The organism is Tenacibaculum agarivorans (assembly GCF_001936575.1).
GTDB classification, from domain to species: Bacteria; Bacteroidota; Bacteroidia; order Flavobacteriales; family Flavobacteriaceae; genus Polaribacter; species Polaribacter agarivorans.
Map to the genome: position 1 here is coordinate 85,763 of NZ_MSMP01000014.1, position 26,969 is coordinate 112,731.

The following is a 26,969-nucleotide window of genomic DNA, read 5'->3' on the forward strand; positions in this document are numbered from 1 at the left end:
AATGCTTATAATTTCATATTAATTTTAAAACCGTAGCTTCTAGTTGATGGTAATTGTGTTACTTCAAATCCTGGTAATAACGTTCCTCCGTTTAAACCTTGTGCTTCAGGATCTATGTTTGGAACATCTGTCCATAAAAATAAATTTGATCCTACTAAACTGATCGATAATCCTTGTAATCTTAATTTTTCCAATACGACTGGTGAGAATTTATACCCTAAACTTAATTGTCTTAATTTTACAAAAGATGCATCAAAAATATTTGCTTCTGCATTACTTCTAGGTACTGCATATGCCCAAGTTTCTGCTGTTACTTCTTGTGTATTTGGCACAAAACCTCCACTTCCATCTCTTACTACACCTTCACCAACTATACCATCTCTCCATGATAATGTATTGGCTAAAATTCCACTCTCTCTACCAATAGCATTGGTATAAGAGTAAATTTCTCCTCCTTCTCTAATATCAAATTGTGCTGAAATATTGAATCCTTTGTAATCGAAGCTTGTTCCTAAACCTAAAGTCCAATCAGGATTATAGTTTCCTACTTTTCTTCTATTTCCTGTTAATGGAAGACCATTTTCGTATATAATATCTCCATTATCATTTCTTATGTAACTATCTCCATAAATATCTCCCATTTGTCCACCAGGTCTTGCTTCTACTGTTACGCCATCAGGACCTTGACCAATGATAAATGTGTCTAAATTAGGAAGTAAAGAAACTACTTCACTAGTATTCTTCGTGAAGTTTGTGTTGATACTCCAATCAATATGTTCTGTTTTTATAGGTTTGATACCTAATGCTAATTCAATACCTGAGTTTTTAATTTCTCCTGCGTTTGCTACAATAGAACTAAATCCATTTGCTCCAGAAATTCCAACATTTAAGATTTGATCTCTAGATGTAGATGTATAATATGTCGCATCTAGGGAAATTCTATTTTTTAAGAAGATACTCTCTATACCAAATTCTGTTGAAATTGTTCTTTCTGGTTTTAAATCGGCGTTTAATAATTGAGAAGGGTTCGTTAATGTACCTCCTAATGTTCCAAACTCATAAGCCGTAACTAAGTTATAAGGATCTGTATCCTTTCCAACTTCCGCAACATTAAAACGTAACTTTAAAAAGTCGATAGCTTCTGGTAATTCAAATGCTGATGACGGAATAAAAGCCAATGATGCTGCAGGGTAGAAATATGAATTATTATTAGATGGTAATGTTGATGACCAATCGTTTCTTACTGATACATCTACATATAAATAGTCTTTATAACCTACATTAGTAAAAGCGTACACACTATTTATTCGTTTCTTAAATACATTATTTCTTACTACTGGAGTTACATTAATGTTTTGTGCATTATATAAACCAGGAATTGAAAGCCCATTCCCTTGTAAGAAATCTTCCTTAATTTCTTGATCAAATCTATTTGCTCCTATAGATGTAGACATACTAAAATTTTCTCCAAAATCTTTTTTATATGTAAGTAAGAAATCAGCATTAATTTCTGAAAAATCAATTTCTTGTTGTCTGTACATTCCATTTGGATTTCTTACAGCTCCAATTGATCTTCTTGACCATCTAAAATCATTGGATTGATCTATACCTATTCTACCTAATAAACTCAAATTTTCATTGAACTCATAATTTAAGCTTACGTTTCCTACAAATCTATCTTTATTAAAAGCATTGATATTTTCATTTACAATAAACCATGGATTGTCTCCCCAAGTAAATAATCTTCTCTGCTCTTGATTCTCTACATTCCAATAATCTCTTAACTCATCTAAATCTACATTAATATAGTTCCAAAGTAAGGTATACATAATCCCTTGGTTTCCATATCCAGCTACAGTTAAGTTATCTGAACCTCTTGTTATATAATTAGCTCTTACATTAACTTTTAACTTATCACTTAATTGATACCCTCCATTAATTCTAAAGCTATTCCCTCTTAAATTCGTATTCGGTACAATTCCTTCATTGTACGTGTTACCATAACTGAACAAAAAATCTCCTTTTTCATTTGCTCCACTTAAGGTAACCGTGTTATTTAAATTAATCCCATTTCTAAAAAAATCATTTAGATCATAACGATTTATAAAAGGTCTATCTACTGGTTCACCTAAGGCTAATTCATGTGAAATAACTGCACCATTTAAAGCTGGTCCAAAGTTAGTTCCAAAGTTAGATGCATAGGCTCCTGCCCAACCTCCACCAAATTGAGTTTGTAATTCAGGTAAGCGTAACGCTTCACTAAACATGGTAGATGATGAAATTTCAACCCCTAATCCTTCTTGAAGTTGTTTTCCTTTTTTAGTAGTTATTACAACTACACCATTTGCGGCTCTAGATCCATAAAGAGCTGAAGCTGCTGCTCCTTTTAATACAGTTACAGATTCAAAGTCATCTGCATTTAATTCTGATAAACCATTACCGTAATCCGTTGGTAAATCTGCTTGATCAGTTGTGTTTCCACCTACACCAAATATTCTATTGTTTACAGGTACTCCATCTAAAATGAATAAAGGTTGATTACTATTAATATTTAATGAATTTTCTCCACGAATTACTACACGAGCAGAACTAGCTACGCCATTATTAACTCCAGTTACTTGCAAACCTGCAACTTTACCCGCTAAAGAGTTTAATACATTAGTTGTTTTTACTTTTGTTAGTTCATTAGCCTTAAGCTCTGTTGCAGCATATCCTAAAGCTTTCTTTTCTTTTTTAATTCCTAAAGAGGTTACAATTACTTCTTCTAATTGAGCACTATCCTCTTCCATCACAATTCTTAAAGAATTCTGACTATTAAAAATAAACTCTTGATTTTTAAACCCAACAAAAGAAAACTCCATAATTTCGCCTTTGTTTACAGCGATTATAAAGTTTCCATCAAAATCTGTTGATGTACCTTTTGTCGTATTTTTTATTACAATATTTACTCCTGGCAGTGGTTGTCCTGTAGTATCCACTACTACCCCACTAATCTTTTCTTGTGCATGTAATAGCGACACAAGAAATACTAATAAAATTGTTATACGTCCCTTCATTTTTAGATGTATTAGTTTCTATTGATTAATTATTTTTTCCTTCAATTAATGGTGTAAAATTATAGAATCATCAAAATAGATTGAACGACCGTTCAATTAAAAAATAGTTACTATTGAGTTAAGGGAACTTGGCTAAATATGAACAGAATGTTAACTCAAAAATGATTGAATTATAATTATATATTTGTTCGGAATTACAAAAACATGGGTAGAAAAAATATATCAGATCAACGTAAAAAAGAGATTGTAATTGCTTTTTATGAAGTATCCAAAAGTATAGGATTAGAAAATGTTTCTATCGCTAACTTAGCTAATCATATGGGTATTAGTAAAGGTTTAGTAATGCATTATTATCAAAACAAAGAACATATCTTAGAAGATCTAAGCAACTATATTTTAGAAGCTTATATAACATTTATAAATAATAGTACTCCAGATAAAATTGAATCTAAAGTAGCTTTAGAAAATTTTATCCAAAAAATGTTTACTCGTGAATGGAGTGAATATGTTGATGATGGTGTATTTTATAGTTTATATGCCTTGATTTATAGAGATAAAAAGATTAGTAATAGTTTTAAACGTTTTAGTAATTCTTTACGACAAGTTCTGAAATCAAAATTGTTGAGTGCTAAAGAACATAGTGTTATTACGAACTCAAATATTGATGAATTAAATGAAATTATATTTGCAATGATTGATGGAGGGTATTTTTATTTAGGTACACAAATCAATGATATGGAAGCCTATAAAAAACAGTCATTAATTTATAGCAATCATGTAATTAGCCTACTACAATTTTCATAGCATTTTTTTCTTGTAAATTTTTAGTACTGTAAATACTGCAATTAATCCCCAGATACCATTAACAACTATGGTTGGATTATCTTTTATAGCAATTGCATTTAATACCAAACACAAAGCTCCTAAAAAGTTTAACCAATGGTATACTGTTTTTTTGGCACTCAATATTTCTAAACTCAATAATAAATAAGCTGTAACAAAAAAAACAACACCTAACCAACCTATAATTGTAAAGTAATCCATTTAATGAAATTTTCATGTAAATAAAAAGAGAAAGTACCAAAAAGCACTTTCTCAAATTTATTTAAATGTTAAGAATTTTAGCGTATTCTTTTTCTAATTTCAGATAAATTATCATCAATTAGTAATTTTCCGTCTCTAAACACTTCTCTTAATTCTCCTTTTTGCTCTTCTTCCCAAGAAACTTGATCTACTAATGTATAGACTCCGTCTTCTTTTTCAATTTTAATCAATCCTTTTGCTGACTTCTTAGTTCCATCATCTGTGATTGGATCTTTATAGATTTCTCTACCTTCACCATTAACTTCTCCATAAGTTGCTTTCATAGCAAAACCAAAAGTATCTCTTGTATTGTATTGATAAGTGAAAGAACCGATCCCTAAAACTACATTGGTAGATGCAAATCCTTTTTGTTTTAATCGCTCACAGATTTGAGTAGCTCTTTCTAACGTAATGCTATCTCCATAAATAGCTCCTATATGCGGATCTAGCTCTTTATAACCTTTATCATTAGTTACACCTCCAAAAATCTCCCAAAGTAACTCTACAACACCTTTCTGTTCTACTTCTGAAGCACCATTTGGATTTCCACAAATTATATCTACAGGGTCTCCACTGTCAGGACGAATTACGACTTTACCATCTCTTGCTAATACTTCTTCTTTTAAATTAGGTAGATATTCCGTGAGTACTTTCCATAAATCCCAAGTATCTGAAACAATAGATACAATTCCGTTAGGATATACTTCAGTAATTAAACGTTTAAATGTTTCTTCTTCTCCTATATTGGTTCCCATACACATTACTGAATGCTCTGTTGCAGCTACAGAACCACCTATTAATTCTGTATCAGAATTAGTATTGTAATATTGTTCTAGAAAATCAATAGCTGGTATAGTATCTGTTCCAGTAAAACTCAATAAGTGTCCTGATGCTGATAATACTGCTGCTTCTAAGCCTGCCATTCCCCTCATAGAGAAATCGTGACCTTGCCAATCTACAAATTCAGGAATTGAAGATGTTTCTGCAGCATAGGTATCCAAAATTTTTCTGTACTGCTTGGCTATTGTTGCTGAATTACAAGGCAACCAAATAGTTGTCGACAATAAGGTTTCAAAATAGTTTGTTAACCAAAAGAATTCTGGCAATGTATTGTACATTGTAAACATTGGAACTCTAATAGGTACAGCAACTCCTTCTGGTAATGCTTTTATCACTATGGGTAAAAAACCTAAATCGTGTAAAGCTGCAATATGCTCTACACCTACTTGATTTTCTCCTAAATAATTATTGATTCTTCTTGCGTATTTCTTTACAATTTCATCTTTAGGCTTTTGAAAGAAATTCTGGCTGAATTCTTCTATTACATATTTTTTAATGAAATATTGTAAACCAAAAAATACCACTTCATTTACTCCTTCTATTCTACTTTTTCTTGGCGTCCAATTAGAATATACCAAAGTAGTATTGTCTGGATATTGCCTTCTGTGGTCAACTTTATAACCGTCTGTATATAATAATGGATTTATCATAGTTAAATTATTTTGCGTAAATACAACACAAATATATATTATATTTTCATTTTACACAAATTATTTGCGTAATATTTACACAAATTTAAAATTTATCAAATTTTTATATAAAGGAACATCATATTTTTCACAAAGTACATGAACATATCTACTTTTATAAAAGCTATCTGGACAAATAACAATCAACTTTTCTGATTTAGCATATAGCCCTAATTCAACTAGTGAAATTGGAGATGTAGCTTCTGGTAAGAGATTTAAAATGATTTTATCAGCAAATTCTAAAGCATTTAATTCCCAAAGTATGTGGTTTTTCATCGCCTTATCAGTGAGCTGATCATGCTTTGTATTTGTGGGATCTAAAAAATGAATTTTCCGTGTATTCTTTTGAATTATAGAAAATCTCCAAGGTTTAGCTGTAGTGTAATCGATACTCCCTGCTAAAAAATAGTATTGATATCCTTCTTCTTTAATTGGAAGTTCATCTTTACTTGTGTATATCATAATGTGAATTTTAGATCAAAATTCTTGTCAGTTCTAATGAGTTTATTGAGTAATAATTTCGATATCATTAGCATGTTTATTTGTCATTGCGAAGAAGTACAACGGATGAAGCAATCTTTATCTTAAAAAACGAGGTTTTCGTCCTTAAATTAACAGATTACTTCTTCACTTCACTATGTTTCGTTCATCGTAATGACCGCTTAAATTTGATATCATAAAAATTCGTTTCACAAAATTTTTGTCGGGGGCACTTAGTGACATTAAATGAAATTAAGGATATTATAAGTCATTAACTTAATTGATCTCTCACTTCCATTAATGCATATCCTAGTAAATTATGTCCTCTCCATAAATTGGGATTCAATGCTTTTTCATTGGACTGCCCCATACCTATTCCCCAAATGCGATCCCTTGGACTTGCTTCAACAATAATTCGATTGTTCGTTTTTAGTAAAAAAGATTTTAGTTTTTCATCTTGAGAAAATTTAGCCAAGTTTCCTTTTACTACAACTTGAAATTTATGTTCATCCCATATTTTAGGATTAAAGTTTTGAACTTTTCGCCCTAACTTTTTTGCTTCATGTGGGGGTTCAACTTCCAAAATTTGAGCTAATATTTCTTCATCTTTAAATAACCTAGCTTTTTCTGCCATCATATAATGTTCTGCAGTTTTGTAATTAACTTCATTAATTAAGAACTCCTACTCCCACCATTGACTGAAACAACTTTTTCCTATACTTCCATCTTTATTCGGTTGATGTCCCCAAAAGAATAAAAACTTTAGTGTTTCTCCTTTATTAAATCGTTCTTGTATCATAACATTAGAATATTTCATAACATTTTTTATTGATTAAACATTCTCCTCTACAATTATATGTGGAGCTTCGTTTCTTCCTCTTTCTATTGGATATAACAAGTACACAGGTTCACTTTGAATAAAATCTTTAGTTTCTATGTTTAGGGCTGTTAAGCATCCTTTAAACGCAGCTCCAGTATCTACATTCCATACATTCTCTCCATTCATAGGCTCAAATTCATTGTATCGTGTAGTAGGTGTATGTCCGATATAAATTTCATTAAACAATAATAATCGTTTAGGATATAACAACGAATCTTTCTGAATTTGTTTGTCCATAGCTACAGCCATTTCCCATAAAGTTCTGTCCCAATTAAAATTAGAGGAATATACTTCTTTTTGAGGACCATGCATAGATGAGAATCCTGCATGAATAAACAAACGATTTTGATTGTCCACATAAAATAAATCCATGCGTTCAATAAAATTCAAGTGTTCTTTCTTTCGAGCATCTGAGTACCCTTCATAACTTTGAATTGTCATTTTTCCCCCATGAAATAGCCAAGAGTCTGGAGCTAATCCTTGTCGCAACCAATTTTCACAATATTCATCATGATTTCCTTTAATGAAAATACAATTGTGTTGATGTTGAAAATCCATCAAAAAATCAATTACTTGTGCTGATTCACTCCAACCGTCTACATAGTCTCCTAAAAAAATAAGGGTATCTTTTTTGGTAAGTTTTAGTTTCGTTAATAATTGTTGTAACGCTTTTAATCCGCCATGTATATCGCCTATTGTAAATATTCTCATAATATTTTCTTATTCTTTAAACTTAATAAAAGTAACAGGAACACGCTCAGTTAACCAAACTCCATTCTTAGATTTATAGAATTCATAACCTTTCCTAAACATTTCTCCTGAATTGATTGTTAGAATAATAGGTTTTCCTCTCCTACTTCCTACTTTAGTCGCCGTTTCTATATCTTGACTTAAATGTACGTGTTGTCTGTTCATTTTTTGCAATCCTTTTTCTTGAATTGCCCCTAAAAATTTGTCAACTGTTCCGTGATACAATACTTCAGGGGGTTGAACAGCTTCAAGTTCTAAATCAATTGTTTTTAATGAATGTCCCTGATTTGCTCTTATCTTAGTTTTATCTTCATTAAAACTAAAACGTTGTTTGTCATTCGTTACTACTACTTCTTCTAATTCTTGTATCGAAAAGTGCTTTCTTTTTCTCTTTGACTTTTCTATAAGCTCATCTACATCAGCCCAACCTTTTTCATCTAATGTTAAACTAATAGTTTCCGGTTGATGACGTAAGAGTAGACTTAAAAATTTACTTAGTTTTCTTTTATCTTTTTCGTTCATGTTTACTTAATAGTTTATTTTCTGCCATTCCGAATGAATCTTTTTATTAAAAAAACAGGTTACCTTACTTCTCCTTCGATAAACTCAGGGTGCGCTTCGATAAACTCAGGATACGCTTGGATATTCAGGGTCCGTTCGTAATGACTTTATTTTTATTTATTCAAATCATAGACTACCGTTTGTATTTGATTCTTTAACAAACTATTTTCTAAAATAGGCACTATGTTTTCCCATTTTCCTCCGGCTAATCCACAACCTATTCTTGGCATATGTACTGAAGCATTTATCAATACAGCTTTCTCTGTTACAGTAGCTAAACCGTGTTCAATGGCTTTATAGCGTATGGGTGGATTACCATTTTCATCTTTTCTGATTTTGTGCTGACCTATTACATTGGCTACCCACAGCTCTTCTTCAACTTGTATAAATTGAACGGCTCCTAATTCAAATCCTTCTTTAGATTTGTACCAAATTCTATACTTATTTTCTGGTAATTTCCATCGTTTAGAAATTGCTAAAACAAATCCTTTTCCCCAAGCTCCAATATCATTACAGATATGAACTAAAATTTTATTTCCTTCCCCCACCGGTTGCGTAGCATCTCCTTTTCTATATTGTATTGTACTCATTTCGATTTGATATTAACTCCATGTTCTGGAATGTAAAATATCCTTTTTCATTTGTCCCACAGGAACACAATGCACAGGTATTTTTATATTATAATACTTCTTTAATCTAAAAATTGATTCATCTATTTGTTGTTGATTGTACCTAGAAGAAAAATGTCCTATAATTAATTGCTCTATATTAATATTAGCTACCATTTCCATAACTTCTTCTAATGAACTATGTTTATTCTTGTTATTTCCACTAACTAATTCTTCTTTAGTCAAAAAAGTAGCTTCGTGAATTAAAACTTTACAATTATCATATTTTGAATAGTCATAGACTGGTGTATCACCTGAATAGATTAGTATCGTTTTTCTTATTTGCTCTTGAATGAAATTATCTCCTTTCTCTTTTTTAATAGCTATCAATGCTGCAGACGATAAATTTCTAAATTCTGACTTGAGCTTATTTTTGGTTTCCTCTACTTTATATGATAAACTTTTCAATTGACCTTCAACATCTATATGTTGATTCTCAAAACAAGTTACTTCATAATTTGGTTTGATCGGAATAACTTGTTCGTTATCTAACGGTTTCCATTGTGTTCCAAAAGTATGTGGATCAAATTTAGATGTAAATTCAGCTAAAAAAGGAAATGAACCTGAATCTTTCGGATAGTAGATAATTGGTTTTCTATGTGCAAATAACTGATTGTACTGTAATAATCCAGCTAAATGGTCACGATCTGCATTAGAAATAAATACATGTTTAATCTTACCACATTTCCCCATCAAATTGGAAGTAAGTCCGTCTCCAGCATCAAAAAGTAAACCTAACTCTTCAATGAAGTACCAAGTAGCAAATAATGCAGTTGAATAGGCATTTATAGTTAGTTTCATCTCTTCTAAATTTTTGTTATCACGAATAAAATGAAGTAACTTTTTTATTAATGAATGGATTACTTCGTGCTGCCTTCGACTTGGCTCAGACAACTAGTCGCGATGACATTTATTTTTTAATAATCTCTTTATATATTTTATAGTTTTCTTCATCAAAACACACAAAAATTACTTTTTCTAATACAGGATTTTCTTTTACAGCTTGGATAGCAATTTTAGCTGCCAAATCTTTTGGAAAACGATAAATTCCTGTACTGATATTCGGAAAAGCAATACTTTCTAAATTATTTTCTTTAGCTAATTGTAGACTATTTCGATAACAATTAGATAATAACTCTTTTTCCAATGTTAGTCTATCTCCTCCATTATATACAGGACCTACTGTATGAATCACCTTTTTTGCTGGTAAATTTCCAGCTGTAGTAATTACAACTTCTCCTACATTACATTTTCCCTGTGCATTTCTGATGTGTTGACAAGCTTCTAAAATAGCTTTTCCCCCAGCTCTATGAATTGCACCATCTACTCCACTACCTCCTAACAAACTAGAATTTGCAGCATTTACAATGACATCTATCTCTATCTTGGTAATATCTCCTTGGACAACTTCTATGTTCATTTTTCATAAATTTTTTCGATAGTTTCACATAATTCTTCAATACTTTTCTTTTCATATGAAGTAAAAGCTTTTCCTATATAAACTTTTACAACTTCTATTTCTCCTATAATAGCTTCATTAAAATTTGCTAAATCTTGAGCGGGTACCCAAAGCTCATTATGAATTTTACCTCCAACGTTTTCAACTTTATACTTTTGAAATTCTTCTTCGGTTACCTTAAATTTTGTCACAAAACCTAAATAATTACCAAAAGAATCAGTAGTATTCCATTTACTTGCAATTTCTGATGCGTACTCTTCATTCAACACTGGGTAAAAAATAGGTTGCCATTCTAATCTTGGTGGAAACTTTTTAAATCTACTTTCTGCTATTAATATGAGCTCCTTTTCTCCGACTGGCCTATATAATGGTATTGTTTTCATTTTTCTAAACTTTTTAAAAATCGATGTGATAAATTTTTGATATCATTAACCCTAGCTAGCTTATTTATCCATTCTACTGGAACTTTTTCTACACCATAATATAATCCAGCTATCCCACCTACAACCGTAGCAGTAGTATCCGTATCTTCTCCTAAATTAATTGCTTTAAATACTGCAGTTAAGTAAGAAGGATATTTTAATAAACACCAAAAACTTGCTTCTAAAGTATGAATAACATAACCTGTTGATTTTATATCATCTATTTCATAATTAGATATATCGTCAAAAATAATTCTCTCAAAATGTTTCGTTTCTCTCTTAGATATATTAGTTTCTTCAAAAAACTTTCTAATTACTTTTCTTACTTTTTCATAAGAATCTCTGATGGATAATCCTTCTAAAATATGTTCTGCTAATTTCAAATAAACCAAACATGAAATTGCAGAACGAATATGTCCATGAGTTAATGATGATACTTCTCTTATTATTTGGAATTGTTCTTGTATTGATTTACCTCTTATATGAAAAATTAAAGGTAGAATTCTCATTAAAGATCCATTTCCATTGGTATATTCATCATCTTCATACATTAATAACTTAAGAGATTCATCGTCTTTATTACTAATTATTCTGTACAATCTATCTATAGCTCTTGTGGTTTGTATACCAATATCAAAGACATCTCCGTGCGGTGTCCATATTTCTTCAGATTTCCACTGTATAAATTTTATAGCAATATCTTTTAAGTTATAACCGGACACCAAACTTTCAGCTAAACAAAATGTAAGCGAACTGTCATCACTCCAAGTTCCTTCTTCCTGATTGTAAGTACCATACCCCAGCATAGAGTCCACAGGATTTTCATTTAACTTTTCTCTTGATGTAAACTCTACAGGAACTCCCAATGCATCCGCAAGAGACAATCCTAAAAACATAGCTTCTATTTTCTTTTTCATTATTGTTCATTTTAATTATTGAAACTCATTCTTAAATGCACTTAAAAACTTTTCATTTTTTGAATAGATTGCAAACACCACCTTTTTAAATCTATTTTTAAACTTATTATCAAAATGCTCTTTAAATAATTTTGCAATGTCATTTGGTTCATTTTGAAAAACACCACAGCCCCAAGCTCCTAAGATTAATGTTTGATGTCCTTTAGCGTAACTTAAGCTTAATAGTTTTTCCATACGTTTACTCATGATCTGAGGAACGCTTTCAACCTTATTTTTTTCGTTTCGATTTACAACTCCAAAATTTACTGCTGGTGAAGTAATAAAACTACACAACTTATATTCAGATAATAATTCTGTCTTATGATTTCTAAAAACAGGTACATTGGGACTATAAATCATATGATCTGTATATATACATGATTTCATTCTTCTATGCATTTCATAAAACTCAAATACACTCATTTGAGATTCATGTAACCCAGAAGATAATGCTAAACTTTCCTCCTGTGCCAGTGAACCATTTAGAAATCCCCCTCCTGGATTTTTTGCCGAAGCAAAATTCAAACACATTACATTATCATCAATCCTCATTCTTAAAATAGCACTTATAGAATCTTCATTAGTGACTTGAAAATCTGTTTTAAATTCATTATCAAATACTAATTCATTAGCTAATTTTTCTAGTTCTCCTGATGTATAATGTATAGTATTATCAATAGATTTTCCAACCACATCTTTTAACTCTATGCGATTATTGTTAGTATCAAAATAAAACCCTTGTTCTATTATCTTTATTGTTTCTTCTGCTTTTACTTTTCTTTCTGCTCTATTCATTTTTCTTTTTTAGTTTAATTAATCTTTGCTAATAAATTTACATATATGATAATATCTTCAACTCTTATAAAATATAGATTGAACTGATATACATTTTTAAATTATTGTATCTGTATATCAAATAATATCTTCCAATTTAATCTGCTCAACTGCTTCAACATCTTTAAAACTGTTTGTTGTATATATTTCTGTAAAATGTTGTTTCAAATTTTCAGTTCCTTTACTAAATATACCATGACTTACAGCTAGGTATAAATCACCTGCATTTTTCTTTTTCAACTCGTCTGCCAATCCCATAAACGTTCCTCCTCCATCACAAATATCATCTACTATCAAACAATGCTTACCTTCTAAATCTTCCTCATATACTTTAAACCCTTCTAACTTCCCATTGGTAACATTTCTCTTTTTAGAACATTCAACCACAGCAATTCCCCCTAAATATTCCGACACTTTATAAATCTTTTTCAAAGCTCCTCCGTCAGGAGAAATTAATAACACATCTTCACCTATATTTTCGATTACTTTTTTGATGAAATTGTAGTTAGTTATTACTTCACAATTTTCTAAAACAGCAGAAGTAACTTCAGAATGTGGATCAAAAATCATCACTTTATTTAAGTTTAGGCTATTCAATAATTCTGCATATACTTTTACAGTTAGAGGTTCTCCTGGCACCATAACCCTATCTTGCCTTGCCCCTGGAAAATATGGTATCAACAATTCTATTTCTTTTATTCCACAACGTTTTATAGCATCTACAGCACACACCAAGACTCCAAAGTCATTAAAAGAACAAATTCGAGTTGTTATGGTAACCTTTGATACACTTGACAAATCAGTTTTTATCTTAATATGAGGTTCACCTCCTGAAAAAATAAAAGATTCAAATTCTACTTGATTATCTCCTAACGGCTTGAATGTATGGTCTAGATTTAAAATCATTTTTGTGTAATTTTTACGCAAAATTAAAACATAAAAACAGATTGACAAAATATTTTGTGTAAAAATTACACTATCTTAATTTCAAAATGAAATCCTTCCTTAAGTAACTGATTATATTTCTTATGATTAAATTTGAAGAGTTTTGCAGGTCTACCGCTACCTTGTTGATAAATTTTATCCGTTTCTTCTACGATTTCAAAACTTAATATTTTTTTCCTGAAGTTTCTACGATCTATTCTTTGCTCTAAAATAGTAGTATACAGATTTTCTAAGTCTGAAAATGGAAATTCCTTATTTAAAAGATCAAAGCCAATAGGTTGATATTGTAATTTTCCTTTAAGTCGTTCTTTCGCTATATTTAAGATTGTTTGGTGATCAAAAGCTAATTCTGGTAAGTTATTTACATCAAACCATTGAGCTTCTGCTGCATCAGTATCAGCTTTTATCTTAAAATGATTAGGCCTTACTAAACCAAAGTAGCTTATAGATACTACCCTATTTCTTGGATCCCTATTAGGTTTTCCAAAAGTGTACAATTGCTCTAAATAATCAATTTTCACACCTGTTTCTTCTTTCAACTCTCTGGTTACCGCAGTTTCTAAAGATTCATCATCCCGTACCAAACCACCAGGTAACGCCCAACTATCTTTATACGGTGCTACTCCTCTTTTTATGAGTAAAACAGAGAGTTGTTTTTCATCATATCCAAAAACAACGGCATCTACAGCGACTTTAATATTCTGAATTGCAGGCATTATTTGTGTTTATTTTACACAAAACTACAAATATTTATGATAAAATATGAGTATCTAAACTAGTATTTGGTGTTAATTCCACCGCTTCTTTATCTTTTCTAAACAATCTTGCTGTTAAATTTCCTTTTACTCTAATAGTGTTTCCTGATACTTCTAACCAACTCCCCTCTCGTAAACCTAATACTGGAATTTGATTGAACACATGATATTCTTTAATTCTAGTCTCTCTAGTTTCACCCATATGTGTTGAAGTAGGATCAGGATCTAAATAATGTGCATTGATATTAAAAGGAATTAACCCCATAGTATTAAAACTTGGCGGATAAACAATAGGCATATCATTGGTATTCATCATAGTTACTCCACAGATATTACTTCCAGCACTTGTTCCTAAATAAGGAGTACCGTTTTCAACAACCTCTTTTAAAATAGTAATTACTCTTGTTTTATATAATTGATTTACCAATTCAAAGGTATTTCCGCCACCTGTAAAAATAGCTTCTGCGTTTTCCACTGCTTCTATAGGATTTTCAAATTCATGAATTCCAACTACTTCTTTATTAATTTTCCCAAATGCCTCTTTAGCTTTATTTGTATAGTTATCATATGAAATCCCACTAGGTCTAGCATAGGGTATGAATAAAATAGTATTCGCTTCCTTAAAAAAAGAAACTAATTCTGGTAATAAACATTCTAAATAACTACTACCATGTACAGTAGATGTACTCGCAATGATGAGTTTTTTCAATTTTACGTTATTAAAAATTATAGGCAAATCTAACAAAAGCAGTATATTGTCACATAAATTTTAAAATTAAATTATGAAAAAATTAATTTTACTCTTTCTTTCTATTTCATTATTAATAGCTTGTTCAGATGATCAAGATGGAGTTACAGATATTTCTAATGATGACATCGTTGGTACTTGGAACATTACTAAATCTGAGTTCAGTGGTACAGCAACAGCTACAGTACAAGGAATTCCAGTTACTGGAAGTGCCAAAGGAACTGGTAAAGATTATGATTTAGCACTTACATTTAAAGAAAATCCGAATGAGTTTAGTTTTGAAGGTACTTTTACTTCCGTAGTTGAAGTTTCTATTCAAGGGCAAACTCAAATAGTAGAAAGAGAATTGAATTCTTTAGGTGAAGTTACTGTAGGAACATGGAAAATAGAAAACAATCAATTATTTTTTGAAAATGGTGGTGTTACAAGCGAAGCACTTCCTATTGAGTCTATCAGTTCAAACAAAATTGTAGTAAAAATTGATATTGATCAAACTTTTACATCTCCACAAGATATTCCTGTTACCGTAAAAGGTATTGGAACTGTTATTTTGGAAAAATAAAACTCAGCTCTATATACATACACAAGCTCACTTTAACAGTGAGCTTTTTTTTGTTTAACAGTTTTTTACATTCACTTTAAAACTTTTTAAGAAGAATAGTTCCTTTATTTGTATCATAACTAACTCTATGATAAGACTTTTACTATTTCTCTTCTTACTATGTATCTCCTGTCTCTCTAATGCTCAAGGGCATCGAAAAGAAATTGGCGGTAGCATTTCCGATAAATTAGGTTATGTAATTAATGCACATATAATTAATACTTCAGCAAAACTTGGAGCTTTTTCTAATGATAATGGAGAATTTATTATTAAAGCTAAAATTGGTGATGAAATTCAAATTACTTCAATTCAACATCATACCTTGAATGTCATTGTAACCGAACATGACATAAAAACTAATCGATTAGATTTTAAAATACACCTTAAAGAATATGTTTTAGAAGAAGTTGAGGTAAAAAAAACAGATTTATCCGGTGTATTATCGGCAGACGCAGGAAATATAAGAAAAAGTGATCGTGAAAAAGTAATGGATAATTTGGGATTTGATCCTCATCCTAAAAGATTAACTAAAATAGAAAGGGAAATAAAAACAGCTTATGCAGGAGGTATACAATTAGGATTAGGCGCTTTAGTTTCACTCGATTATTTGATAAACTCTGTATCTGGTAGAATAGATATGCTAGAAAAGCAAAAAAAACTGTTAGATAATGAAGAAAGACTTGTGTACTTAAAAGACATTCATAAAAATTATATAACTGGTCAGTTAAAAATTGATTCTACCGATGTTTCTCGCTTTCTTTATTTCTGCCATCTTGATAAAAACTTTGATCTTGTTTATTATCAAACTGAATTTGAAATGATGAATTTCCTAGAAAAACAAGCACAGTTATTTAAAGCTCTAAAAGAAAAAGAGGCCAATGGAAAAAAGTAAAATTATTTTTTTAAGTGTGCTGCTTTTCTCATTTACCATATTTGCTCAGAAAAGAATTAGTATTGAGGGACATATAAATGATAAAATTGGAAAAGTTACTGATGTACATATTATAAACAAGAATACTACTAGAGGTACTATATCCAATACAGAAGGAATTTTCTCTATTGTAGTTAAAGAAAATGATAGTTTAAAAATATCTTCAATACAACATTACACCAGAAAAATTAAAGTAACCAAAGAACATATACAAACTCAACGTATAAACATTACATTAAAATTGAAAAATTATGTTTTAGAAGAAGTTGAAATTGAAAATAGAGATCTATTTGAAATTTATAAGAGTACAATAAATACTACTTTAGAAGACATTGCTATAGTAAAAGCTAGAGGTGCTTTAGATTTTTCCAATGTAAAAGTTGAAGCTAATAAAGATTATAATAAATCAGATGAAATTCATGAAAAACTAAATAATGTAGTAGATCCTACTAAACAATTTGAAGGTTTAAATCTCTTTAAACTCTTCACTCCTTTTAAAAGTATACTTAAGAATAATAAAGTTAAAAAAGAACTAACATTTAAGGAACGTTTTCCTAAGCTTTTAAAGTCAAAACTAGGAGAAGATTTTTTTCATAAAAAATTAAAAATCCCACAAAATAAATATCACCATTTTTTATTGTACTGTGAACCTTTAAATATCCAAAAATTATTTAAAGAAGATCGAATACTAGAATTAATCCAACTTTTTCTCGATGAAGAAGAAAAATACTTAAAGACATTAAAAAACACTGAGAAATAAATCTCAGTGTTTCCGTTTGGTTGATTTAAAAATTAAAATTACTATTATCTTCTAACAGCAATTCTATCTCTATTTGAATCTTTATCAGATCTTACTAAACCACCTGATCTTACACCTCCAGATAATAATAATCCAGTAACGTGAGGAGCAGCCATAGAAGTTCCGCTAATATTTTGGTATCCTCCACCAATCCATGTAGACCAGATAGAAGTTCCTGGTGCAGCATAATCTACTGGAGAACCAAAGTTAGACGTTCTTGCAATTCTTTCATTGATATCCATATTAGAGATTGTGTATACATTAGTAGCATTTACTCTCGCTGGAGAATAGAATCTTGAATCGTCGTTAGAGTTTCCTGCAGCTAAAACTACTCTAATTCCTCTACTAGCAACTCTACGAACTGCATTATCAGTAGCTGAATCTGTAAATCTACTACGTGGACCTAAACTCATATTAACAACATCTCCGCTTCTACCGTTAGCAGCAACGTAATCTAAAGCTTGAACAGTCCAAGAAAATTGTCCAGTTCCATTTCCAGCTAATACTTTTAAAGCAATTAAATCAGCACCTGGCGCTACTCCAATAACTCCAAAGTTATTACGTAAAGCTCCAACAGTTCCTGCAACGTGAGTACCGTGACCATTTCTATCGTTTGCAGAACTAGCATCAGCTCCTGAAGTAACAAAAGTTCTACTTCTACCGGTATTTACTCTTAAATCTGGGTGATCTAAATCAATACCTGTGTCAATAATCCAAGCACTTCTGTTAATTGGATTAGCTGGACCACCAACTCTATCAATACCCCAAGGGAAGAAATCTCTAGAAGCTAACTCAGTATTTTCTTCAACAGTTTCTTTTGCTGGAGATAAAGAAATTAAGTGATCATTTTCAATAAAATCTACCCTAGGGTCTTTAGATAATGCTTCGTACTGCTCTTTACTTAAGTTAGCTACGAAACCTTGTAAAGCATAACCAAAAGTTGCTTTGATATCCTCTTTGTTTGTGATGATACCTTTAAAGTTAGTAGCAACTTCTTTGTTTAATGCTTTCATTGATGTTTCATAAGCCTCTTTTGTACCTCTGGCAGCAGGTTCACTTAAATTACCGTCTTTAAGCACTACAATGTACTGACCTTCGATAACATCTGAAGTATTATCAACAGCCTGATCTGGATTAATTGTGTCATTAACACTTTCAGAATCATTGTTACAACCAACAAATAGACCTGTAGCGATTGCTAAGACAGCAATCTTTAGTTTTGCGTTTTTCATTTTAATAAAAGGTTTTTAAATTATTTTCAACAAAACTAACGTTTTTAACAATAAAAAACTATAATCCTCAATCATATTACTGTTTTGTTTAAAATTCAACAATTTTAAATAAAATTAATTGAACTATTATCTTTACTGAGATTAGGAGTATTAAACACTATATTTTTTGTTAATTTTACCGTATAAAAATGTTAAAAAAATATCTTTTTTTAACTTAATTTTAACATTTAAAAACGCAACTATATCGATTATAAAATGAGTTATTTGTTTAATCTTAAGCATATACTAATGATGAAATTTCAAAAAATAATTTATTGTTTACTTATTCTTATTTCTTTTTCATTTAAAAGTTATTTACATGAATATTACATAGCATTAACGGAAATAGAATATAATAGTAAAAATAAATCAGTAGAAATGATTATGAATGTCTTTGTTGATAACATTGAAGAAGCAATCAATAAAGAGTTTAATGCCGATATGCAATTGACTACTAAAAAAGAAGTTAAAAATGCGGATGACCTTTTTCATCAGTACTTAAAAAAGCATTTTAAAATTTATATAAATGGTAAGCAGTATGATTACAAATTTATAGGAAAAGAGTACGAAAGAAATTTAGTTTACTTCTATTTAGAAATCGAAAACGTTAAAAATATTTCAACTTTAAAAATTGAAAATGACGTATTAACAAAAGACTTCCCAGATCAACAAAATTTAATAAAAGCAACTATCAACAAAAAGAGAGAAGTTAAGTTTCTGACTAAAAAAAATAATAAATGTTTGTTAAATTTTTGACGCAATCATCTTCTTAACCTTAAATTTACCTGCAAATCAACTGAAAATATACACAATGAAAAAATACTTTTATTCATTTTTTCTAGTTTCATTGGCTTTTACCATTTCAATTCAAAGTCAAAATAAGCAAAGAAAAACTCAAAAGGGACATATTAATGAGAACAAGTTCAAACAACTTGAAGATCTTTTAGCTACTCCTAATGATAAACATACAGCTTCTGGTGCTCCTGGAAAAAATTATACTCAACAAAAGGTTGACTATTCAATGGACATCTTGCTAGATGATGAAAAACAAAGAATTACAGGTAGTGAACAAATTGTATATCACAATAACTCTGAAGATGAACTTCCGTATTTATGGGTTCAATTAGACCAAAATATGAGGGCTGCAGACTCTAAAACTCCTGATATAACAACAAGTAAAGTTCCAAAAAATATAGATCAAAAAACGTTTAATCGTTTATTCTCTGAGAAGCCTTTTGATGGTGGATTTAAAATAACTAGTGTTACCAATGCAGATGGTAGTAATTTACCATATATCATCAACCAAACTATGATGCGCATTAACTTACCAAAGCCTTTGGCTCCTGGTAATACATTTACTTTTAATATCAAATGGTGGTATAATATTAATAATCACAGAGTTCAAAGAGGTCGATCTGGATATGAACATTTTCCTGAAGACAATAATAATAACTATGTAATTGCGCAATTCTATCCAAGATTATGTGTATATGATAATGTAGAAGGATGGCAAAATGATCAATTTTGGGGTCGTAGTGAATTTGCTTTAGAATTCGGTGATTTCGATGTGAATATTACTGTACCAGCAGATCATATTTTAGGAGCTACTGGAGTTTTACAAAACGAAAGTGAAGTATTAACAAAAAAACAGCAAGAAAGATTAGCAAAAGCTAGAAAAACGTATGACAATCCTGTACTAATTGTTACACAAAAAGAAGCCGAAAAAACAGAAAAGAGCAAGTCTAAAAAAACAAAAACTTGGAAATTCTCTGCTAAAAATGTAAGAGATTATGCTTTTGCTACCTCAAGAAAATTTATTTGGGATGCGATGGCTGTGGACATTAATGGAAAAAATGTAATGGCGTATTCTTTATACTCAAAAGAAGCTAATCCTTTGTATGGAGATCATTCAACTAGAGCTGTTGCACAAACACTTAAAACTTACTCTAGATATACTTTTGATTACCCATATCACAAAGCTATCTCTGTAGATGGACAAATGGGGATGGAATATCCTCAAATATGTTTTAATCCTGGTAGACCGAATCCTGATGGAACATACTCGGATAGAACAAAGTATTTAATGATAAAAGTAACTGTTCATGAAGTTGGACATAACTTCTTTCCGATGATTGTAAATTCAGACGAGAGAAAATGGACTTGGATGGATGAAGGATTGAATTCTTTTATGGAAATGCAGGCTGAATTAGATTATGATCCTAATTTTCCTTTAGTAAGAGGGCTACCTAAGAATATTATAAAATATATGGATGGCAATCAATCAACAATTGCCCCTATTATGTCTAAAGGTGATCATGTATACAGCTTTGGTAATAATGCTTATGGAAAACCTGCTACTGCATTATATATTCTTAGAAATACAATTATGGGACCAGAATTATTTGATTATGCGTTCCAAACGTATTCGAAGCGTTGGAAGTTTAAACACCCTACTCCTGCTGATTTCTTTAGAACTATGGAAGATGCTTCTGCAATGGACTTAGATTGGTTTTGGAGAGGTTGGTTTTATACTACCGATGTAACTGATATTGGAATAAAAGGAGTAAAAAAATTCTATACTAAACCTAATGGTAATTCTGTTGAATTTGTTGAAGATACTACGGAAGGGTTACAATTTGGAAAGGATAAAAACCCTAAATCTAAATATCATTATGAAATTACCTATAACAAACCTGGAGGGTTAGTAATGCCTATTATTGTTGAATTTACTTATAATGATGGAACAAAAGAAAGAAAGAAATATCCTGCTCAAATTTGGAGATTAAATGATAATGAAGTAACCAAAGTTTTTTCTTCAGATAAAGAAATTAAGAATATTGAAATAGATCCAGATCTTGAAACGGCTGATGTAGATACCTCAAATAACAATTGGCCTGCAAAAGAAAATAATAAATTTCAAAATTTTAAAAACAAAATAAAAGGGCAGCCTTAAAACTTGGAATCCAATAATACGTTTATTCTAATTTTTATATAGAATTTAGAATAAACGTATTATCAATTAACTTTATTTACATTACTTTTAATGATAATTTTTAAATCTAGATACTACATAATGAAAAAGTCTTACTCTATTTTAATGTCTCTACTGCTCATATCAGCATCTTTATTTGCACAAGAGACTGAAAAAAAATCACAAGGACATGTCGATGACAATAAGTTTAGGCAACTAAAAGATGTTTTGGCTACTCCAAATTCACAAAGAACAGCTTCTGGTGCTCCGGGTCATGAATACACGCAACAAAAAGTTGACTATGTAATGGACATTAAAATTGATGAAGCAAATAATAAATTATATGGAGATGAAACTATCACATACCATAACCGATCTAAAGATCATTTAGAGTATTTATGGGTGCAATTAGATCAAAACATGAGGGCTTCAGATTCGCAAACTCCTTTAGCTGAATCAAAAGGTGCTAGCGGATTTCAAACTCCAGCACAATTTGTTAAAGACAATTTAGGCAAAAAGAAGGACTTCGGATTTAAAATAGAAGCTGTAAAATATGAAGATGGAAGAGATTTATCGCACACCATTAATAAAACAATGATGCGTATTAATCTTACAAATCCATTAGTTCCAGGAGCTAAATTTACATTTAAAATTAAATGGAATTATTTAATTAATGATATTAATGTTGATGGTGGTAGATCAGGTATTGAAACTTTTCCTGATGGAAATGTAAACTATACTATTGCTCAATTTTTCCCAAGATTATGTGTATATGATAATGTGGAAGGGTGGCAAAATATGCAATTCTGGGGTCGTAGTGAATTTGCCTTAGAATTTGGTGATTATGATGTAAAAATTACCGTACCTGCTGATCATATTTTAGATGCAACAGGAGAACTTCAAAATGAAAAAGATGTATTGACTAAAGAGCAACGTAAGCGTTTAGAAAAAGCCAGAACATCTTATAAAGATCCTGTATTTATCGTAACTCAAGCTGAAGCTGAGAAAAACGAAAAAAAGAGAACAACTAATACTAAAACTTGGCACTTTAAAGCTAAGAATGTACGTGATTATGCTTTTGCTTCTTCTAGAAAATATATTTGGGATGCAATGGCTGTTAAGATTAATGGAAAGACTGTAATGGCTGTTTCTTTATATCCAAAAGAAGGTAATCCTTTATGGGAAGAGCACTCTACTAGAGTTGTAGCTAATACCTTAGAAGAGTATTCTAAATTAACATTCGACTACCCATATCCTAAAGCAATTTCTGTACACTCTGAAAGACAAGGTATGGAATATCCTATGATTTGTTTTAACTATGGACGCCCTGAGGCTGATGGAACTTACTCTGAACGTGTAAAAAGAGGAATGATTGGAGTTATTACTCATGAGGTAGGACATAACTTCTTCCCTATGATTGTAAACTCTGATGAACGCCAATGGACGTGGATGGATGAAGGAATTAATTCTTTTGTAGAAACATTAGCAGAATTAGATTATGATCCTAATTTTAACACTGGAAACTTACCTAAAGATATTGTAAGATATATGAGTTTAGGTCATGAAAATTTATCTCCAATCATGTCTCAAGGTGATTATGTAAAGAATTTCGGACCTAATGCGTATACAAAGCCAGCTGCTGGTTTATATTTATTACGTCAAACCATTATGGGACCTGAGCTTTTCGATTTTGCTTTTAGAACGTATTCTAAACGTTGGATGTTTAAACACCCTACTCCTGCAGATTTCTTTAGATCTATGGAAGATGCTTCTGGAATGGATTTAGATTGGTTTTGGAGAGGTTGGTTCTACACTACAGACTATTGTGATATAGGCATAAAAGAAGTAAAGCCGATATACCTTACAGATAAGCCTAACGAAAGAACGAAAAAGCTTCAAGAGCAATATCCTGGTTACTTTGCTCGTTTAGGAAAATTAATATTTTTAACTACCAATAAAGCTGACCAAAATTCAACTGATTTAGATAATTACATCAATGAATTACCTGCTGACAAAAAATCATCAATCAAGAGTTTACCAAAATATATGTACCAAGTAGAGTTTGAAAAACCTGGTGGATTGGTAATGCCAATTATAGTGGAATTAACTTATGCTGATGGAACAAAAAAACGTGAAAAGTTCCCTGCTGAGATATGGAGAAAAGACGATAACCAAGTGTTTAGAGTATTTTCATCTGATAAAGAAATTAAAAGTTTCATGGTTGACCCTGATTTAGAAACTGCAGATATAGATTCTTCTAACAATAGTTGGCCTAAGAATACTGAAAGTAAATTCGATAGTTTTAAAAATAAAGCAAAAAATTAATTTCAGTTTAAACTAATAATAACAAAAAAACCGCAATGTAAACATTGCGGTTTTTTTAGTAGTAATTAATTTAATCTATAAAATGTGATGCTATTACTTTAGGTTAATAGCATTACGAAGTTATAAAATTCTACCTTATGTATTTCATAAAGCATTCGTATTTATGAAAAAATTAAGAATAGAGACCTCATTTTTAACTTTTAAAAATAATAAAACCCATTCATTAAGATATCGTTAATAATTCTTTATTTTTCTTCACATATCATTGTTGTTTAGAAATAAATAGTACATTTACACCAATGAAAACGAGTAAGAAACATATAGCCATTACACATAATACTACTTCTGTATTAGAGTTTACTCGTACATTTATTTCTACAATTATTATTACCCTTTAGGGGGTTTATTTCTACATATAATTTATAGTCCAATTACCTTTTTAAAAGTTTTAAAAAAGTAAAATTAAAAACAAACAATCACTCACTTATAAGTATTAATACAAATGAAAGTCCTAAAATTCGGAGGTTCATCAGTTAAAAACCACCAAAATATCTCTAAGGTTTTAAACATTATTGAAGAAAAATCAAAAAACGATCAATTAATTGTTGTAGTGTCTGCCTTTGGAAAAACTACTGATAAGCTATTACAAAGTGCTGAGTTAGCAAAAAATAAAGATGATCACTATTTACAATTAATTCAAGAAATTGAAGATCATCACTATGAAACTGTAAACAATTTAATTCATAACAATACAGAAAAAGTAACCCAAAAAGTTAATACTCTTTTTAATCAATTAAAAACCTTATACAAAGGTTGTTACTTATTAGAAGAATTAAGTCCTAAAGCAAAAGCCATAATTAGTAGTTTTGGAGAACGATTATCTTCATATATTATTTCTGAAGCTAGTAAACAAACTATCAATACTACATTTAAAGATAGCCAAGAGTTAATTATTACAGATAATAATTACCTAAAAGCTCAAGTTGATTTTGAAACTACTTACAGTAATTGTTCTACTTATTTTAATGATCAAGGATTTCAAGTTGTAGTTTTACCTGGATTTATTGCTAAATGTTATAATGGTCAAACTACTACATTAGGAAGAGGAGGCTCAGATTACACTGCGTCTATCTATGCAGCTGCCATCCATGCAGAAGAATTACAAATTTGGACAGATGTTAGTGGTATGTTTACTGCTAACCCAGCAATTGTAAAACAGGCACAACCAATCCAGCATATTTCTTATCAAGAAGCAATGGAAATGTCACATTTTGGTGCAAAAGTTATTTACCCACCTACTATACAACCGGTAAGAGAAATGAGGATTCCTATTCTTGTAAAGAATACATTTAATCCTAATGATGAAGGTACATTAATTACACTAAACACTGATAAATCTAATCCAGTAAAAGGAATCAGCTATATTGAAAATATCGCGTTATTAACTATAGAAGGTAGTGGAATGGTTGGAATTTCAGGAGTTTCTAAACGATTATTTGAAGCTCTTTCTGAAGATGAAATCAATGTGATATTAATCACACAAGCTTCATCAGAGCATAATATCTGTGTAGCTGTTTTAGAAGAAGATGCGCAAAAAGCTAAAAACTCAATCACTAAAAAGTTTGAAAGTGAAATTACTCAACATAAAATAGATCCTATTGCAATTGAAAAAGAAGTGAGTATTATAGCATTAGTTGGTGACAATATGAAAAACCACCAAGGTTTAAGTGGTAAAATGTTCAGTTCTTTAGGAAAAAATAATGTAAATATTAGAGCTATCGCTCAAGGAGCTTCAGAGAAGAATATTTCAGCTGTAATTAAGCGATCTGATGCTAAAAAAGCATTAAACACCTTACATGAACAATTCTTTGGTGATCATGTAAAACAATTAAATCTTTTTGTTACGGGAGTTGGAAATGTTGGAAATCGTTTTTTAGCACAGTTACTACAACAAAAAGAATATCTACTTTCTCAATTGAAATTAAATATCAGAGTAGTTGGACTATCTAACTCAAGTAAAATGTATTTTGATGAGCAAGGAATAGATTTAGAAAACTGGAAACACTTATTATTAAATGAGGGAGAGTCAACAGGGCTACCATTATTTTTGGAAAAAGCTAAGCAATTAAACCTGAGAAATAGTGTTTTTGTAGATAACACTGCAAACGATAATGTCTCTAAAATGTATAAACATTATCTAGAAAACAATATTGCTGTAGTTACTTGTAATAAAATAGCATGTGCTTCAGAATTGAATAACTACAAAAATTTAAAAGCGATTTCCAAAAAATATAACGCACCTTTTTTATTCGAAACAAATGTGGGAGCCGGTTTACCTATTATTGACACACTTAAAAATTTAGTTGCTTCAGGAGACAGAGTACGTAAAATCCAAGCAGTATTATCAGGAAGCTTAAACTTTGTTTTTAACAATTTTAATAGTAATACTACTTTTCATGATATTGTAACAAAAGCTCAAGAAGAAGGTTATACTGAACCTGATCCAAAAATTGATTTAAGTGGTGTAGATGTTGCTCGTAAAATTCTAATCTTAGCTCGTGAGAGTGGTTTTGAATTAGAGCTATCTGACATTGAAAATCAGTCATTTTTACCAAGTGAAAGTTTACAAACCACTAATAACAATGATTTTTATCAAAGCTTAACGAAGTTTGAGTCACATTTTCAAGATATTTACACTAAAGCAAATGCTGAAAATTGTAAATTGAAATATGTTGCTGAATTTGCTGATGGTAAAGCTAAAGTTGGATTAAAACATATACCACAAGACCACCCTTTTTACAATTTAGAGGGAAGTGACAATATTGTATTATTCTTTACAGATAGGTATCCTGTACAGCCTTTACAAATTAAAGGAGCTGGAGCTGGTGCAGAAGTAACTGCCTCTGGTATTTTTGCGGATGTAATTAGAGTAGCGAATAATTAAG

The 26,969-nt window shown here is 30.5% G+C and carries 26 protein-coding genes; 8 read left to right on the plus strand and 18 right to left on the minus strand.

All coding sequences use genetic code 11. From position 1 onward, the window contains the following. Window positions 1-5: 5 nt before the first annotated feature. Window positions 6-3,056, minus strand: coding sequence for a SusC/RagA family TonB-linked outer membrane protein (locus BVC87_RS12480; protein WP_075342714.1), 3,051 nt, complete (start codon window positions 3,054-3,056; stop codon window positions 6-8). Between the two features lie 204 nt (window positions 3,057-3,260). Between BVC87_RS12480 and BVC87_RS12485 the strand changes: the two genes are divergently transcribed. Continuing rightward, window positions 3,261-3,860, plus strand: a complete 600-nt coding sequence (locus BVC87_RS12485; protein WP_075342715.1) for a TetR family transcriptional regulator — start codon at window positions 3,261-3,263, stop codon at window positions 3,858-3,860. On the opposite strand, the gene BVC87_RS12490 is transcribed toward BVC87_RS12485, so the two are convergent. From BVC87_RS12490 to pepE, 16 genes are all read right to left on the minus strand, one after another. Further along, window positions 3,855-4,100, minus strand: a complete 246-nt coding sequence (locus tag BVC87_RS12490; RefSeq protein ID WP_075342716.1) for a CBU_0592 family membrane protein — start codon at window positions 4,098-4,100, stop codon at window positions 3,855-3,857. The genes BVC87_RS12485 and BVC87_RS12490 overlap by 6 nt on opposite strands. Window positions 4,101-4,177: 77 nt before the next feature. Beyond that, the gene (locus BVC87_RS12495) at window positions 4,178-5,626 is read right to left on the minus strand and encodes a nicotinate phosphoribosyltransferase (RefSeq protein ID WP_083629441.1); all 1,449 of its coding nucleotides are present in this window, start codon (window positions 5,624-5,626) and stop codon (window positions 4,178-4,180) included. A 78-nt stretch (window positions 5,627-5,704) separates the two neighbouring features. Further along, window positions 5,705-6,130: a nucleoside 2-deoxyribosyltransferase domain-containing protein gene (locus BVC87_RS12500; RefSeq protein ID WP_075342718.1), complete on the minus strand. Its 426-nt coding sequence runs from the start codon at window positions 6,128-6,130 to the stop codon at window positions 5,705-5,707. Window positions 6,131-6,419: 289 nt separating this feature from the next. Next, window positions 6,420-6,821: an NADAR family protein gene (locus BVC87_RS12505; protein ID WP_317041735.1), complete on the minus strand. Its 402-nt coding sequence runs from the start codon at window positions 6,819-6,821 to the stop codon at window positions 6,420-6,422. A gap of 9 nt (window positions 6,822-6,830) precedes the next feature. Further along, the gene (locus BVC87_RS23925) at window positions 6,831-6,965 is read right to left on the minus strand and encodes a hypothetical protein (RefSeq protein WP_317041734.1); all 135 of its coding nucleotides are present in this window, start codon (window positions 6,963-6,965) and stop codon (window positions 6,831-6,833) included. 15 nt (window positions 6,966-6,980) lie between these two features. Beyond that, a complete protein-coding gene (locus BVC87_RS12510; protein ID WP_394331636.1) occupies window positions 6,981-7,742 on the minus strand; it encodes a metallophosphoesterase in 762 nt (253 codons plus the stop codon). Between the two features lie 6 nt (window positions 7,743-7,748). Further along, window positions 7,749-8,300, minus strand: coding sequence for an RNA 2'-phosphotransferase (locus BVC87_RS12515; protein WP_075342720.1), 552 nt, complete (start codon window positions 8,298-8,300; stop codon window positions 7,749-7,751). Window positions 8,301-8,452: 152 nt separating this feature from the next. After that, window positions 8,453-8,929 (minus strand): macro domain-containing protein, encoded by a 477-nt coding sequence (locus tag BVC87_RS12520; RefSeq protein WP_075342721.1) that lies wholly within the window; start codon window positions 8,927-8,929, stop codon window positions 8,453-8,455. A 12-nt stretch (window positions 8,930-8,941) separates the two neighbouring features. Then, a complete protein-coding gene (locus tag BVC87_RS12525) occupies window positions 8,942-9,808 on the minus strand; it encodes an MBL fold metallo-hydrolase (protein WP_075342722.1) in 867 nt (288 codons plus the stop codon). A gap of 109 nt (window positions 9,809-9,917) precedes the next feature. Next, on the minus strand, window positions 9,918-10,427 hold the full coding sequence (locus tag BVC87_RS23185; protein ID WP_075342723.1) for an O-acetyl-ADP-ribose deacetylase: 510 nt from the start codon (window positions 10,425-10,427) through the stop codon (window positions 9,918-9,920). Continuing rightward, the gene (locus tag BVC87_RS23190; protein WP_075342724.1) at window positions 10,424-10,849 is read right to left on the minus strand and encodes an ADP-ribosylation/crystallin J1; all 426 of its coding nucleotides are present in this window, start codon (window positions 10,847-10,849) and stop codon (window positions 10,424-10,426) included. The genes BVC87_RS23185 and BVC87_RS23190 overlap by 4 nt, the downstream gene beginning before the upstream one ends. After that, entirely contained in the window at window positions 10,846-11,805 is a 960-nt protein-coding gene (locus tag BVC87_RS12540) for an ADP-ribosylglycohydrolase family protein (protein ID WP_075342725.1), read from the minus strand. Before BVC87_RS12540 ends, BVC87_RS23190 begins: the two co-directional genes overlap by 4 nt. Before the next feature lie 15 nt (window positions 11,806-11,820). Then, entirely contained in the window at window positions 11,821-12,639 is an 819-nt protein-coding gene (locus tag BVC87_RS12545; protein ID WP_075342726.1) for a TIGR02452 family protein, read from the minus strand. A 117-nt stretch (window positions 12,640-12,756) separates the two neighbouring features. After that, window positions 12,757-13,584 carry a ribose-phosphate diphosphokinase gene (gene prs / locus BVC87_RS12550; RefSeq protein WP_075342727.1) on the minus strand — a complete coding sequence of 276 codons (828 nt, stop codon included), beginning with the start codon at window positions 13,582-13,584 and terminating at the stop codon, window positions 12,757-12,759. Between the two features lie 65 nt (window positions 13,585-13,649). After that, on the minus strand, window positions 13,650-14,339 hold the full coding sequence (locus tag BVC87_RS12555) for an NUDIX hydrolase (protein ID WP_200799190.1): 690 nt from the start codon (window positions 14,337-14,339) through the stop codon (window positions 13,650-13,652). A 34-nt stretch (window positions 14,340-14,373) separates the two neighbouring features. After that, window positions 14,374-15,087 (minus strand): dipeptidase PepE, encoded by a 714-nt coding sequence (pepE, locus tag BVC87_RS12560; RefSeq protein ID WP_083629431.1) that lies wholly within the window; start codon window positions 15,085-15,087, stop codon window positions 14,374-14,376. A 73-nt stretch (window positions 15,088-15,160) separates the two neighbouring features. Here pepE and BVC87_RS12565 point away from each other — a divergent pair, with 73 nt between their 5' ends. From BVC87_RS12565 to BVC87_RS12575, 3 genes are all read left to right on the plus strand, one after another. Beyond that, window positions 15,161-15,688, plus strand: coding sequence for a lipocalin family protein (locus BVC87_RS12565; RefSeq protein WP_075342729.1), 528 nt, complete (start codon window positions 15,161-15,163; stop codon window positions 15,686-15,688). A 127-nt stretch (window positions 15,689-15,815) separates the two neighbouring features. Continuing rightward, complete coding sequence (locus BVC87_RS12570) at window positions 15,816-16,619, plus strand: hypothetical protein (protein ID WP_075342730.1); 804 nt, start codon at window positions 15,816-15,818, stop codon at window positions 16,617-16,619. Beyond that, on the plus strand, window positions 16,606-17,418 hold the full coding sequence (locus BVC87_RS12575) for a carboxypeptidase-like regulatory domain-containing protein (RefSeq protein ID WP_075342731.1): 813 nt from the start codon (window positions 16,606-16,608) through the stop codon (window positions 17,416-17,418). The genes BVC87_RS12570 and BVC87_RS12575 overlap by 14 nt, the downstream gene beginning before the upstream one ends. A gap of 44 nt (window positions 17,419-17,462) precedes the next feature. Here BVC87_RS12575 and BVC87_RS12580 read toward each other — a convergent pair whose 3' ends face one another. Beyond that, a complete protein-coding gene (locus tag BVC87_RS12580; RefSeq protein ID WP_075342732.1) occupies window positions 17,463-18,689 on the minus strand; it encodes a S8 family serine peptidase in 1,227 nt (408 codons plus the stop codon). Between the two features lie 291 nt (window positions 18,690-18,980). On the opposite strand from BVC87_RS12580, the gene BVC87_RS12585 reads away from it, so the two are divergent. The 4 genes from BVC87_RS12585 (at window position 18,981) to thrA (ending at window position 26,968) form a co-directional block, all read left to right on the plus strand. Further along, window positions 18,981-19,484, plus strand: coding sequence for a DUF6702 family protein (locus BVC87_RS12585; RefSeq protein ID WP_075342733.1), 504 nt, complete (start codon window positions 18,981-18,983; stop codon window positions 19,482-19,484). A 55-nt stretch (window positions 19,485-19,539) separates the two neighbouring features. Further along, on the plus strand, window positions 19,540-21,681 hold the full coding sequence (locus BVC87_RS12590; protein WP_075342734.1) for a M1 family metallopeptidase: 2,142 nt from the start codon (window positions 19,540-19,542) through the stop codon (window positions 21,679-21,681). A 120-nt stretch (window positions 21,682-21,801) separates the two neighbouring features. Then, window positions 21,802-24,024 (plus strand): M1 family metallopeptidase, encoded by a 2,223-nt coding sequence (locus BVC87_RS12595; protein ID WP_075342735.1) that lies wholly within the window; start codon window positions 21,802-21,804, stop codon window positions 24,022-24,024. Window positions 24,025-24,526: 502 nt separating this feature from the next. Then, on the plus strand, window positions 24,527-26,968 hold the full coding sequence (thrA, locus tag BVC87_RS12600; protein ID WP_075342736.1) for a bifunctional aspartate kinase/homoserine dehydrogenase I: 2,442 nt from the start codon (window positions 24,527-24,529) through the stop codon (window positions 26,966-26,968). Window position 26,969: the final 1 nt, after the last annotated feature.

Bases quoted from the DNA above. Each gene is read 5' to 3' on its own strand.
- BVC87_RS12565 (WP_075342729.1), top strand. From the start codon at position 15,161: ATGAAAAAATTAATTTTACTCTTTCTTTCTATTTCATTATTAATAGCT.
- BVC87_RS12575 (WP_075342731.1), top strand. From the start codon at position 16,606: ATGGAAAAAAGTAAAATTATTTTTTTAAGTGTGCTGCTTTTCTCATTT.
- BVC87_RS12525 (WP_075342722.1), bottom strand. From the start codon at position 9,808: ATGAAACTAACTATAAATGCCTATTCAACTGCATTATTTGCTACTTGG.
- BVC87_RS12520 (WP_075342721.1), bottom strand. From the start codon at position 8,929: ATGAGTACAATACAATATAGAAAAGGAGATGCTACGCAACCGGTGGGG.
- BVC87_RS12500 (WP_075342718.1), bottom strand. From the start codon at position 6,130: ATGATATACACAAGTAAAGATGAACTTCCAATTAAAGAAGAAGGATAT.
- BVC87_RS12590 (WP_075342734.1), top strand. From the start codon at position 19,540: ATGAAAAAATACTTTTATTCATTTTTTCTAGTTTCATTGGCTTTTACC.
- BVC87_RS12570 (WP_075342730.1), top strand. From the start codon at position 15,816: ATGATAAGACTTTTACTATTTCTCTTCTTACTATGTATCTCCTGTCTC.
- BVC87_RS23185 (WP_075342723.1), bottom strand. From the start codon at position 10,427: ATGAACATAGAAGTTGTCCAAGGAGATATTACCAAGATAGAGATAGAT.
- BVC87_RS12515 (WP_075342720.1), bottom strand. From the start codon at position 8,300: ATGAACGAAAAAGATAAAAGAAAACTAAGTAAATTTTTAAGTCTACTC.
- BVC87_RS12480 (WP_075342714.1), bottom strand. From the start codon at position 3,056: ATGAAGGGACGTATAACAATTTTATTAGTATTTCTTGTGTCGCTATTA.
- BVC87_RS12580 (WP_075342732.1), bottom strand. From the start codon at position 18,689: ATGAAAAACGCAAAACTAAAGATTGCTGTCTTAGCAATCGCTACAGGT.
- BVC87_RS23925 (WP_317041734.1), bottom strand. From the start codon at position 6,965: ATGAAATATTCTAATGTTATGATACAAGAACGATTTAATAAAGGAGAA.
- BVC87_RS12540 (WP_075342725.1), bottom strand. From the start codon at position 11,805: ATGAAAAAGAAAATAGAAGCTATGTTTTTAGGATTGTCTCTTGCGGAT.
- BVC87_RS12490 (WP_075342716.1), bottom strand. From the start codon at position 4,100: ATGGATTACTTTACAATTATAGGTTGGTTAGGTGTTGTTTTTTTTGTT.
- BVC87_RS23190 (WP_075342724.1), bottom strand. From the start codon at position 10,849: ATGAAAACAATACCATTATATAGGCCAGTCGGAGAAAAGGAGCTCATA.
- prs (WP_075342727.1), bottom strand. From the start codon at position 13,584: ATGATTTTAAATCTAGACCATACATTCAAGCCGTTAGGAGATAATCAA.
- BVC87_RS12585 (WP_075342733.1), top strand. From the start codon at position 18,981: ATGAAATTTCAAAAAATAATTTATTGTTTACTTATTCTTATTTCTTTT.
- BVC87_RS12485 (WP_075342715.1), top strand. From the start codon at position 3,261: ATGGGTAGAAAAAATATATCAGATCAACGTAAAAAAGAGATTGTAATT.
- BVC87_RS12555 (WP_200799190.1), bottom strand. From the start codon at position 14,339: ATGCCTGCAATTCAGAATATTAAAGTCGCTGTAGATGCCGTTGTTTTT.
- BVC87_RS12595 (WP_075342735.1), top strand. From the start codon at position 21,802: ATGAAAAAGTCTTACTCTATTTTAATGTCTCTACTGCTCATATCAGCA.
- thrA (WP_075342736.1), top strand. From the start codon at position 24,527: ATGAAAGTCCTAAAATTCGGAGGTTCATCAGTTAAAAACCACCAAAAT.
- BVC87_RS12545 (WP_075342726.1), bottom strand. From the start codon at position 12,639: ATGAATAGAGCAGAAAGAAAAGTAAAAGCAGAAGAAACAATAAAGATA.